The following is a 12167-nucleotide window of genomic DNA, read 5'->3' as shown; positions in this document are numbered from 1 at the left end:
CTGATAGCAAATCCTTAAATCAAAATATACATTAACCTTCGTTCAGATGATGAGGTGATGAGGAGTTAAAATAATAATAGTTTGATTCTTTATTGTTAATTATCCATTGTTTGCACAGTGGGGCAAAGAAGATACAATCTATTTATAACAAATTATCCGAACTTGGTATGACAACAAAAAAGGGTTAACATTGCGTCAACCCTTGAAAATATTAAGTAAAAAAAACTAACGTTTAGCTAACTTTTTACTATTTAATTTACGTAAACGAATAGATTCAGGAGTTACTTCCAACAACTCATCAGGCCCAATATATTCTAAGGCGCGCTCTAAAGTCATCTCCACAGGGGCTTGTAACTGGACTAATTCATCACCAGTAGCCGAGCGATGGTTAGTTAACTGCTTAGTTTTACAAACATTAATTTCCACATCCTGCGCACGGTTACACTCACCGATAATCATACCCTTGTAAACCTTGGTACCCGGATGGATAAAGAATACCCCCCTATCCTCAGCGTTTTTCATGGCATAGAAAGTAGAAACACCCTCCTCAAAAGAAATAAGTACACCGTTATAACGGGTTTCCAAATCTCCCACCAAAGGACGATATTCATGGAAACTATGGTTCATAATACCAGCGCCCTTAGTCATGCGAATAAAATCACCACGGAAGCCGATTAAACCACGGGCAGGAATGATAAACTCTAACTGAGTACGTCCATTATCTCCCGACTGCATATCCTGCATTTCCGCTTTACGTTGTCCTAAACGCTCGATACAAGAGCCTTGGGCTTCTTCGGGTACGTCTAAAACAAGGTATTCAAAAGGTTCGTAGGGTTGTCCATTTACTTCACGGTAAATTACTTGAGGCTGAGAAACTTGGAATTCAAAACCTTCACGGCGCATATTTTCGATGAGGATACCTAAATGTAATTCACCCCTACCAGAAACAATAAATTGATCTGCAGATTCTCCATCCTCTACCCTCAAAGCTACATTAGTTTGTAACTCTTTGTCGAGGCGATCGCGAATTTGACGAGAAGTAACAAACTTACCCTCTAACCCAGCGAAAGGAGAGTTATTAACAGAGAAAGTCATTCTCAAGGTAGGCTCATCAACTTTAATCAAGGGTAAAGGTTGAGGCTCATTAGGACAAGTAATGGTTTCACCGATATTCGCATCAGCAAACCCTGCCACCGCTACGATATAACCTGCAGTGGCTTCCTCTAATTCTACCCTTTGTAAACCTTCAAAACCTAATAACTTGGTAATTCTCGCCTTAACAACGCTACCATCTTCCTTCATCAAAGCCGCCTGTTGTCCGGCTTCAATTTTACCATTATGAATTCTACCAATGACAATACGACCTAAATATTCAGAATAATCGAGGGTAGTTACCTGCAATTGTAGAGGTTTTTCGGGATCTCCTGCTGGTGGTGGAACATGGTGTAAGATAGCCTCAAATAGAGGTTGCATATCTACATTTTCATCCTCAATGTTATTTTTAGCAAATCCAGATAAACCAGAAGCGTAGAGAGTGGTAAAATCACATTGATCATCGTCTGCACCTAGTTCCACAAACAGATCAAATACTTTATCCACCGCTTTATCAGGGTGGACATTAGGGCGATCTATTTTATTTACTACTACAATGGGACGTAAACCCTTTTCGAGAGCTTTTTTGAGTACGAAGCGAGTTTGAGGCATAGGGCCTTCGTTAGCGTCAACGATTAAAACACAACCGTCAACCATTCCTAAAACCCGTTCCACTTCACCACCAAAATCGGCGTGTCCGGGGGTATCTACAATATTAATTAATGTATCTTTGTAGCGTACAGCGGTATTTTTAGAAAGAATAGTAATTCCTCTTTCTCTTTCTATGTCATTGGAATCCATTACACAGGTGGGAACTTCTTCCCCTTCTCTGAAGATTCCAGACTGTTGTAATAAAGCATCTACTAGGGTGGTTTTGCCGTGGTCAACGTGGGCAATAATCGCAAGATTGCGAATGGGGAGAGACATATATACTCTTTAACTTATTGTAATGATTATTTATAGTTGCCTTAATTCTAACTGATCATTGTTATTTTTTGTTAATTTTATGGTCTAACTTGCTTTTTTTATTGTAGTAGTGGGTTGCGGTGGAAAATAGTTGTTGATTTTAATTAATGGGTGTGGTGTCTGTAATTTAGTATTGTTGTCAACAATTCTTGATTTTAGCTAGTTTTTTAATGCTGGAAATATCCCTTCATATTGGCATTGCTTAATCATGGTGTGAAATATGATTCCTTAACACTGGAGATTGAGACATTAAAATAGTATCACTATTGCCTGTTCCCCGTGGTTGATGAGCGAAATCGAGATGCCCTGTTCCCTTCCTTATCAATTAGATAACCAATCAATGTACGGAAAACTACACTACCTGAATACCGCTAATTTGCTTCATTATAGAAGATGAAAATAATCAGGTATGACTAATCATCACATTACCTTGATTGTTCTAATATTTTAAATTTGTAGATATATTAAATTAATAATCACTTATGGGAAAAGTAGTAGGTATAGATTTAGGTACGACTAATTCCTGTGTGGCAGTAATGGAAGGGGGTAAACCCGTTGTTATTGCTAATGCAGAAGGTTTTAGAACCACTCCTTCGGTAGTCGCCTATGCCAAAAATGGCGATCGCCTCGTAGGACAAATTGCTAAACGTCAAGGGGTAATGAACCCTGAGAACACATTTTATTCAGTAAAACGTTTCATCGGTAGAAGACAAGACGAAGTAACCAACGAAACCACCGAAGTATCATACAAAGTATTAAACGTAAACGGTAACGTAAAACTAGATTGTCCCGCCCAAGGCAAACAATTTGCCCCCGAAGAAATTTCTGCCCAAGTATTACGTAAATTAGTAGAAGACGCTAGTAAATACCTTGGCGAAACCGTTACCGAAGCAGTAATTACCGTTCCTGCATACTTCAATGACTCCCAACGTCAAGCCACCAAAGACGCTGGTAAAATCGCCGGGATCGAAGTAAAACGGATTATCAACGAACCCACCGCCGCTTCTTTAGCCTATGGTTTAGACAAAAAAAGTAACGAAACCATCCTTGTATTTGACTTAGGTGGTGGTACTTTTGACGTATCCGTATTAGAAGTAGGGGACGGCGTATTTGAAGTATTAGCCACTTCTGGGGATACCCATTTAGGGGGAGATGACTTCGATAAAAAAATCGTGGACTTCCTCGCCGAAGACTTCAAAGGAAAAGAAGGCATCGATTTACGTAAAGACAAACAAGCCTTACAACGCTTAACCGAAGCCGCTGAAAAAGCTAAAATCGAACTTTCTAACGTATCTCAAGCAGATATTAACTTACCCTTCATCACCGCCACCCAAGATGGCCCTAAACACTTAGAATTATCTTTAACCAGAGCTAAATTTGAAGAAATTTGTTCTGACTTAATTGATCGTTGTGCTATTCCCGTCCAAAACGCCCTTAAAGACGCTAAATTAAGCCCTAGCGACATTGACGAGGTGGTATTGGTTGGGGGTTCAACCCGTATTCCTGCGGTTAAGGAAGTAGTTAAAAAAGTATTAGGTAAAGATCCTAACCAAACCGTTAACCCTGATGAAGTAGTGGCAGTGGGTGCTGCTATCCAAGGGGGTGTATTATCTGGGGAAGTAAAAGACATCCTTCTATTAGATGTTACCCCCCTATCTTTGGGGGTTGAAACCCTCGGCGGTGTGATGACCAAAATTATTCCTAGGAATACCACCATCCCCACCAAAAAATCTGAAACCTTCTCCACGGCGGTAGATGGTCAAAGTAATGTGGAAATTCATGTATTACAAGGGGAAAGAGAATTTTCTAAAGATAACAAGAGTTTGGGAACTTTCCGTTTAGATGGTATTCCCCCTGCGCCCCGTGGGGTACCTCAAATTGAGGTAACCTTTGACATCGACGCTAATGGTATTCTCCATGTAACGGCTAAGGATAAAGGCACTGGTAAAGAGCAATCTATCAGTATTACAGGGGCTTCTACCTTACCTGATGAAGATGTTGATCGTATGGTGAAAGAGGCTGAAGCCAATGCGGCGGCTGATAAGGAAAAACGAGAGGCGATCGAACGTAAAAACCAAGCTGACTCCTTAGTATATCAAGCGGAAAAACAATTGGGAGAATTAGGTGATAAGGTTTCTGCGGATGATAAAGCCAAGGCTGATGGTTTAATCGCCGATCTCAAAGATGCGGTAGCTAAGGAAGATGATGAGAAAATTAAAACTGTAATGCCCGAATTACAACAAGTTCTCTATACCATCGGTACTAATGTTTATCAACAGTCTGCGGATGGGGCAGCCCCTGGGGGCGCTCCTGGGGCGGATGCTTCTTCTGCGCCTAGTGATGATGGTGATGATGTCATCGATGCGGAATTCTCTGAGGATAAGTAAGTTTTTTACTAAACAGATTTAATTTTTATGGGAGGGACGTTAGCAATAACGTCTCTTTTTTTTTGATTATCAAAAAATTTGGTACATAATTGTACTGAACTACCCATATTCTTTTACCATGGCTATTAAAAGATCATCATCGGGAAATAATAAAAAGGAGCGTTTACCTTTACAGCGACAGAGTAAATTTAAAACCCCTTCTTCTGAAGATAGTGAAATTTTGTTGCCCCAAGAAATTGCGGAGGATGGGGAGCAAAATGAGGATAAGATTAGACCTGAAAAATTGGCAGATTATATTGGACAGAAGGATTTAAAGGGAGTGTTAACCATTGCGATCGCAGCGGCGAAACAACGTCAAGATCCTTTAGATCATATTCTATTATACGGTCCTCCAGGATTAGGAAAAACCACTATGTCCTTAATTTTGGCGGCAGAAATGGGGGTAAATTGTAAGATTACGGCAGCTCCTGCCCTCGAGCGCCCCCGGGATATTATCGGCTTATTGGTGTCTTTACAAGAAGGGGATATTTTATTTATTGATGAAATTCACCGTCTTAATAGGGTTACAGAGGAATTACTTTACCCTGCCATGGAAGATAAAAGATTGGATATAACCATCGGTAAAGGGCAATCGGCAAAAATTCGTAGTATCCCCTTAAAACCTTTTACCCTCATCGGTGCTACCACTAAAATTGGTGCATTAACTTCTCCCCTGCGCGATCGTTTTGGCTTAATCCAACGGTTACAATTTTATCAAATCGATGAATTAACCGAAATTGTTAAAAGATCTGCTCAAATATTCGATGTGACCATTGATCAAAAAGGGGCGCAAGAAATTGCCCGTCGTTCGAGGGGTACACCCCGTATTACTAATCGTCTTTTACGCCGGGTGCGTGATTTTGCTCAGGTGAAAGGATGTAAAACAGTGGATCAAACCCTTGCCTGTGAAGCCCTTGATCTGCATAATGTCGATCGCCTCGGCTTAGATTGGACTGATAGATTGGTATTATCCACCATCATAGAACAGTTTAACGGTGGCCCGGTGGGCTTAGATGCGATCGCCTCTGCCACAGGGGAAGACGCCAAAACCATTGAAGAAGTTTATGAACCCTATTTATTACAAATCGGTTTTATCAACCGTACCCATCGAGGTAGAATCGCCACGGAAAAAGCTCAAGAGCATCTTTTGAATGTAGGATTTTAGGATTAAAATTTTGATAATGGAGGAGTTAGGTTTTTTTGATAAAATAAAAACTGAAAAATAGATAAATTAAATAGTATTATGACAATTCGAGTGGGACAAAAAGCACCAGATTTTATGGCAACAGCGGTGATTGACCAAGAGTTTGCTACCTTGAAATTGTCCGATTATCTCGACCAATATGTTATCTTATTTTTCTATCCCCTCGATTTTACCTTTGTCTGCCCTACCGAAATAATTGCTTTTAGCGATCGCCACGAAGAATTTAGCTCTCTCAACACAGAAATACTCGGAGTATCGGTAGATAGCGAATTTGCCCACCTAGCATGGATTCAAACCGAAAGAAAACAAGGGGGCATCGGGGACATAAACTACCCCTTGGTATCTGACCTTAAAAAAGAGATTAGCACCGCCTACGAAGTCCTAGAACCTGAAGCGGGAATTGCTTTGAGGGGTTTGTTCATTATTGACCCTGAAGGCATCATTCAATATATGACCGTCAACAACTTTTCCTTTGGTCGTAGCGTAGATGAAACCCTCAGAGTATTAAAAGCCATTCAATATGTACAATCCCATCAAGATGAAGTTTGCCCCATCGACTGGCAAGAAGGGGACAAAACCATGGTTAACGATCCCGTCAAGTCTAAATCTTATTTTGCGACCAAAAATTAATGGTCTTATCTACTCTATGCCATACTGTTGTTCATACAAATCCCTGGTCATGGGTTGTTCAATTTCTAAGCCTTCACCCCCCAAAAGTTCTAAGGGTTCTCCATTCACACTCAACCAGACAGGGCTTTCTGGGTTTAAACTACTAGCGGTATAAATAACTTGTCCTAAGCGTCCTATCATAGAGGCACTGCCGCCCCCAGTGGTAAATTCGGAGGATAAATCCACATAAACTCCGTTTTCTTTTACATCTAAATTAACTAATTGGGTATTTTCGGGAATAGCGCTAAAGTCTTCTCCATCAGAACCTTGTAACAGGGTATCAAAAGCATTGGTTAATACTTCTTCTTGGGTTTGGGCTTTGGGTAAATCCGTTGTGCGAGGGATAATTTCTAAGTTTTCATTTAACCAATAAAGATTAACCCGTTGTCCTTCTTCTATTTGTACTGGGGGGGTGGGGTTGTCAGGCTCTACAATATCTGGATTATTGGATATGGGATTTGTTTGTTTATGGAGAGAATTATAAGCAATTAATGCTCCTGCTGTTCCTAAAACTAAGATTACACTACCTGTAATGATGGTATTTTTGAGGGAGGAAAAGGGTTTAGGGTTTTGGTCTGCCATAATATTAAAATTAAATAATTATCATTGAACTAATTTTAACGATTAGGAACGTGAATTAATGCGGTTATTCCTATATCTTCATCTTTTATATCTACTTGTAGCAGTCGGGCAACTACTCCAAAACGTTGTAAGGCGTTAAGATTTAGGCGCATATTAAAATTTTCCGTAAAACCTTGTAGTAGTCTTTCTGATATGGGGCGGCCGTTGAATGTTCCCACGGGTTCAACAATTCTTAAACGTTCTGTGCCGATTAATTCTATGCCAAATTCAATACTAAAATCAACTCTTACTCCCGGGGTTTGTGATCGGGCGATGGTATTTAATCTTATTCTTTGATTAGGACGTAAATTAAGACTAACTTCTTCTAGTTCAAAACCTTCGGGGGATGATGGGGGAATGGATGAAGCGATGATTTCTAAGGCTCGGGGCGATCGCACCATGGCATTAAGATCGTCTTCGGTTAAAACGGTACGAATACCGAGATTAATATCACTTTGAACAATTTCTTGCCAATTTTCTGCGTTTATTTCTCGAATACGACTAAAATCAAATTTGAGAGGATCGGTTTCTAGCTCGAATACATCTAAACGAAAATGTTCCCTTAGCCCCCACCCTCTTACTGCTAATTTAATACTATCGATTTCCCCTTTGATAATATTATGGGTTGGTACATTTTCTACCCTAACTTCTATTTGTTCTACCGATGCGGAATTTTGTTTAATGGCATTACTAAAAGCCCTATCAATAATAAATCCTCCCGATGACATCAGGGTAGTAAAAATTGTTAGGGTGCTAATAAAAAATTCCATTGTTTTTTGACTAAAAAAGTATTACCATAAAACTTTCTTTATGGTATCCCTACCATGGTGGAAAAATCAATATTTTCATTTTATCTTTTCTTAAGGGCGATCGCCCGATTTCACTACAGCTAATTTGATCAATCTTTAAAGTATTATCCATTCGGCGTTGCTGATTTTAGCTATGATTTCTCGTTGAGGAAGGAAATAGGGAACGGTTATGATATTTAGAACTTTTAGTTTTTAGTGTAATTCAACTATATTTCACACCATAACCCGTGCAATGCCATTCATTAATAATTTAATATTTTCCATGGAAATCTTTCCCCCATAACACTATATAAGATTTCTCTGGTTAAAATTATTGTTACTTTTATTAATAATTCAAATTGTTAAAAAAATGTTAATAAAATAAAATATTTATGCTGTTTAAAATACTTAAATGGTAAAATGATAGTATGGGTAATTAACCTGAAAATAAAAACATTACCTATATTTTAACAAAAAGTAATTGTTATTATTTCTAAAACTTCCTTAAGAGAAAGTCAAGGATTAAATAAATAAAAAAACTGTCAATAAATCAATTAAAGACATTACTGATTTTAACCGTATAAAAATTTTATTTCTCTTTTCAAGAATTAGCCATAATAACTAACTTTATCCATTCGATTAGGAGAAATTATGGTCATGAATAAAATATTGTCAACAACCATCAAAAGCCTAGTTATTGCCACCACAGCCCTCGCCAGTTTAACCATACCCTACGGAATAAAACCCAACGCCCCCGCCCTCGCCCAAAATAACCGAGCCGTAGTAAATGCCCCTCCTTCTAACGTAAGAGCAACCCCCAATGGTAGAATCATCTGTAGAGTCAGAAACGTTAGAGTTATTAATATCTATGGAGAAAATAACGGTTGGTATGTAACCGATGCCTGTGGTACAACAGGGTACATTCACCATAGTCAAATCCGCTTTGAAAATGTACAGAGAGGATCAGGGGTTAGGGCTGGACTATGTTATGTTACTAATATTAGGACAGGACAACTAGCTGTAAGACATTCCCCTGGGGGAGAATCCTTTGCAGGTTTGAATAACGGTAATACGGTTCAATATATTAGGGGTAATAGCCCTTGGTATTTAGTGACTGTGATTAATGGCCCTAATAGTGCGGTTAATAATCGTACGGGATGGGTAAATGCTAATTATTTAGATTGTTATTAAATTGATGACGGAAGTATTATTAGGTAAATCTTTGCCTGAATTGACCGACTGGGTACAACAACAAGGGCAACCATCTTATCGTGGAAAGCAGTTATATCAATGGTTATACCAAAAAGGGGCAAGGTCACTTTTAGATATTACTGTTTTTCCTAAACAGTGGCGCGAGGAAAATCAAAATCAGGACATCGGGCGATCGCACATAGACTATCACAATACAGCCTCCGATGGTACAAAAAAGTATCTTTTAAAACTCAAAGACGGCTTAATTATTGAAACCGTAGGCATTCCCACCGCCAAACGTTTAACGGTGTGTGTATCCTCTCAGGTAGGTTGTGCTATGGGATGTGATTTTTGTGCCACAGGTAAAGAAGGATTTACCCGCAATCTCCAAGCCCATGAAATTATTGACCAAATTTTAACAGTCCAAGAAGACTTTAATCAAAGGATTTCTAATGTGGTATTTATGGGCATGGGTGAGCCATTATTAAACCTTCCTGAAGTTGTCAAAGCCATTCAATCTATTAATCAAGATGTGGGTATAGGCGCTCGTAACTTAACGGTTTCCACCGTGGGTTTACCTCGCAAAATCATCGAATTAGCTGAACATAAACTACAAATTACCTTCGCCGTCAGTCTTCACGCCTCCAACCAAAAATTGAGGGAAAGTTTAATCCCGGGGGCGGTGCATTATCCCCTCAGTCAACTGTTAGCCGATTGTAAGGAATATGTAAACACCACGGGCAGAAGGGTAACTTTTGAATATATTTTACTCTCAGGGGTAAATGATTTACCCGAAAATGCCCATGAATTAGCAAGGCAAATAAGGGGCTTTCAAACCCATGTGAATCTAATTCCCTATAACCCCATCTCCGAAGCTGATTATCAGCGCCCTAGCCCCGAGAGAATTAAACAATTTACCCAGATACTAGAGCAACAAAAAATCGCCGTCAGTGTGCGTTATTCCCGTGGCTTAGAAGCTGATGCCGCCTGTGGGCAGTTGCGTAGTAATAAATCGAGAAAAATTGACAATTAACCATGGACAATTGACAATTATATATAAAGACCTTTTGCACAAAAAAACAAATCGAGAATGACAGAAAATTGGTCGATCGCCCATAGCTCTGAGCTATATCATATTGAAGGATGGGGGCATCCTTATTTTGACATTAATGAAGCTGGTAACGTCACCGTATCCCCCCGAGGAGATGAGAAAAAATTAGATTTATTTGAATTAGTAGAAAACCTCAAAAAAAGGGATGTTAATTTACCTTTATTAATTCGTTTTTCTGATATTTTGGCTGATAGATTAGCCCGATTACATCAATGTATGCAAGAGGCGATCGCCCGTTACGATTATCCTAATATATATAGGGGAGTATATCCCGTAAAATGTAACCAACATAAGCAATTAGTAGAAGCCTTGGTAGATTATGGAAAACCCTATCATTTTGGCTTAGAAGTCGGCTCAAAACCAGAATTAATGATTGCCCTAGCCACCCTTGATATTGATAAAACAGGGGAAACTTTATTAATTTGTAATGGTTATAAAGACAAAGAATATTTAGAAACTGCCCTTTTAGCTCAACAATTAGGACATAATTTAATTATCGTTGTCGAACAAATAAAAGAGCTTTTTATCACCCTTGAATTATCAGAAAAATTAAACCTGAAACCTCAAATTGGGGTGAGGGCAAAGTTAAAAACAAAAGGTAGTGGACATTGGGGTAATTCCACAGGGGAAAAAGCAAAATTTGGCTTAACAATTCCTGAGATTTTAACAGTATATAAAACTCTCCAAGAAAAAGACTTATTACACTGTTTAAAATTACTTCATTTCCACATCGGCTCACAAATTTCCTCCATTGCCGTCATCAAAGACGCTATCAGGGAAGCAGGGCAAATTTATGTACAACTTACCCAAATGGGTGCAGGGATGAAGTATTTGGACGTAGGCGGGGGTTTAGCCGTGGATTATGATGGCTCGAAAACCAACTTTTATGCCTCTAAAAATTACAATATGCAAAACTATGCTAACGATATTGTGGCAGGGATAAAAGACTGTTGCGATGAGGCTAATATTCATCCCCCTATTTTGGTGAGTGAAAGTGGAAGGGCGATCGCTTCCCATCATTCCGTGTTAATCTTTAATGTGGTCAACAGCAACACTCCCCCTTATAAATTACCCGAACCCGTCAAAGAAAAAGAACATCTTCTCATCCGTAATCTTTGGGAAACCTACGAATCCATTGACGAAGAAAACTATCAAGAAATGTACCATGATGCGGTGCAATTCAAAGACGAAGCGATTAGTTTATTTAACTTTGGTTATCTTACCCTTACTCAAAGGGCTAGGGCAGAACAAATTTACTGGGCTTGTGGTCATAAAATCTATAACATCATGAAACATCAAGCCTATGTCAGTGATGATTTAGAAGGATTAGCTGACTTGATGATTTCTACTTACTATATCAATCTTTCCGTCTTTCAATCAGCGCCTGATGCTTGGGCAATTGATCAACTTTTTCCCATCATGCCTATCCATCGCTTGAATGAAAAACCCACAGAAAAAGCGATTTTAGCGGATTTAACCTGTGATAGTGATGGCAAAATAGATAAGTTTATTGACTTATTAGACATTAAAAAAAGTCTGGAATTACACAAGTTAGAAAACATTAATAATAATGAAAAAAATCCACAATATAAACCTTATTATTTAGGAATGTTTTTAGTGGGTTCATATCAAGAAATCATGGGTAATTTACATAATCTTTTTGGTGATATAAATGTGGTTCATTTAGCTAATGAAAATGATAATTATCAACTACAATACATTGTGAAGGGAGATAATGTAGCTAATGTTTTAGAATATGTAGAATATAAATCTGATGAGCTACAAGAAAGGTTACGCCGTCTTACGGAAAATGCTTTAAGGGAGAATAAGTTAACCCTTGAGCAATCACAATTGTTACTGAAAAACTATGATCATAACCTTAGGAGTTATACTTATTTAACCTGAGTTCGGGATAAAATTTAGAGTCTTGTAAAGGCGTGAATAATTGACAATTGACAATGAATAATTGAACTATTTTACTCTTACTCCTCATCTCCCATACTCCCCATCTTCCATACTCCCCATCCCCTGCAACCTGTATGGATACACCATGGTATGTCTTAATTGTCAATTATCAATTGTTAATTGTTTCCACGGCG

Annotated in this window: 9 protein-coding genes; 6 read left to right on the top strand and 3 right to left on the bottom strand. The window is 38.7% G+C overall.

The window, feature by feature from the left end; all coding sequences use genetic code 11:
• Positions 1 to 225 precede the first annotated feature (225 nt).
• The gene (gene typA, locus IQ215_RS09945) at positions 226 to 2019 is read right to left on the bottom strand and encodes a translational GTPase TypA (protein ID WP_193801157.1); all 1794 of its coding nucleotides are present in this window, start codon (positions 2017 to 2019) and stop codon (positions 226 to 228) included.
• A gap of 521 nt (positions 2020 to 2540) precedes the next feature.
• On the opposite strand from typA, the gene dnaK reads away from it, so the two are divergent.
• The 3 genes from dnaK (at position 2541) to IQ215_RS09930 (ending at position 6318) form a co-directional block, all read left to right on the top strand.
• Entirely contained in the window at positions 2541 to 4445 is a 1905-nt protein-coding gene (gene dnaK / locus IQ215_RS09940) for a molecular chaperone DnaK (RefSeq protein WP_193801156.1), read from the top strand.
• Between the two features lie 118 nt (positions 4446 to 4563).
• Positions 4564 to 5649 (top strand): Holliday junction branch migration DNA helicase RuvB, encoded by a 1086-nt coding sequence (gene ruvB / locus IQ215_RS09935; RefSeq protein WP_193801155.1) that lies wholly within the window; start codon positions 4564 to 4566, stop codon positions 5647 to 5649.
• A gap of 78 nt (positions 5650 to 5727) precedes the next feature.
• The gene (locus IQ215_RS09930; RefSeq protein WP_193801154.1) at positions 5728 to 6318 is read left to right on the top strand and encodes a peroxiredoxin; all 591 of its coding nucleotides are present in this window, start codon (positions 5728 to 5730) and stop codon (positions 6316 to 6318) included.
• A 9-nt stretch (positions 6319 to 6327) separates the two neighbouring features.
• On the opposite strand, the gene IQ215_RS09925 is transcribed toward IQ215_RS09930, so the two are convergent.
• Positions 6328 to 6939: a GerMN domain-containing protein gene (locus tag IQ215_RS09925; protein WP_193801153.1), complete on the bottom strand. Its 612-nt coding sequence runs from the start codon at positions 6937 to 6939 to the stop codon at positions 6328 to 6330.
• Positions 6940 to 6974: 35 nt separating this feature from the next.
• Complete coding sequence (locus IQ215_RS09920) at positions 6975 to 7748, bottom strand: LmeA family phospholipid-binding protein (RefSeq protein WP_193801152.1); 774 nt, start codon at positions 7746 to 7748, stop codon at positions 6975 to 6977.
• Between the two features lie 675 nt (positions 7749 to 8423).
• On the opposite strand from IQ215_RS09920, the gene IQ215_RS09915 reads away from it, so the two are divergent.
• From IQ215_RS09915 to speA, 3 genes are read left to right on the top strand one after another with little or no spacing between them, the layout of a single operon-like run.
• Entirely contained in the window at positions 8424 to 8957 is a 534-nt protein-coding gene (locus tag IQ215_RS09915) for an SH3 domain-containing protein (protein ID WP_193801151.1), read from the top strand.
• 4 nt (positions 8958 to 8961) lie between these two features.
• Entirely contained in the window at positions 8962 to 9990 is a 1029-nt protein-coding gene (gene rlmN, locus IQ215_RS09910) for a 23S rRNA (adenine(2503)-C(2))-methyltransferase RlmN (RefSeq protein ID WP_193801150.1), read from the top strand.
• A gap of 57 nt (positions 9991 to 10047) precedes the next feature.
• Positions 10048 to 11973 (top strand): biosynthetic arginine decarboxylase, encoded by a 1926-nt coding sequence (gene speA, locus IQ215_RS09905; protein WP_193801149.1) that lies wholly within the window; start codon positions 10048 to 10050, stop codon positions 11971 to 11973.
• Positions 11974 to 12167 lie beyond the last annotated feature (194 nt).

It is taken from the genome of Cyanobacterium stanieri LEGE 03274 (genome assembly GCF_015207825.1).
Lineage (GTDB): Bacteria > Cyanobacteriota > Cyanobacteriia > Cyanobacteriales > Cyanobacteriaceae > Cyanobacterium > Cyanobacterium stanieri_B.
The sequence above is the reverse complement of the archived record's forward strand: the minus strand, read 5'-3'. Positions and strand labels throughout refer to the sequence as shown.

Coding starts and splice junctions, on each gene's coding strand:
- typA (WP_193801157.1), bottom strand. CDS start 2,019: ATGTCTCTCCCCATTCGCAATCTTGCGATTATTGCCCACGTTGACCAC.
- dnaK (WP_193801156.1), top strand. CDS start 2,541: ATGGGAAAAGTAGTAGGTATAGATTTAGGTACGACTAATTCCTGTGTG.
- ruvB (WP_193801155.1), top strand. CDS start 4,564: ATGGCTATTAAAAGATCATCATCGGGAAATAATAAAAAGGAGCGTTTA.
- IQ215_RS09930 (WP_193801154.1), top strand. CDS start 5,728: ATGACAATTCGAGTGGGACAAAAAGCACCAGATTTTATGGCAACAGCG.
- IQ215_RS09925 (WP_193801153.1), bottom strand. CDS start 6,939: ATGGCAGACCAAAACCCTAAACCCTTTTCCTCCCTCAAAAATACCATC.
- IQ215_RS09920 (WP_193801152.1), bottom strand. CDS start 7,748: ATGGAATTTTTTATTAGCACCCTAACAATTTTTACTACCCTGATGTCA.
- IQ215_RS09915 (WP_193801151.1), top strand. CDS start 8,424: ATGAATAAAATATTGTCAACAACCATCAAAAGCCTAGTTATTGCCACC.
- rlmN (WP_193801150.1), top strand. CDS start 8,962: ATGACGGAAGTATTATTAGGTAAATCTTTGCCTGAATTGACCGACTGG.
- speA (WP_193801149.1), top strand. CDS start 10,048: ATGACAGAAAATTGGTCGATCGCCCATAGCTCTGAGCTATATCATATT.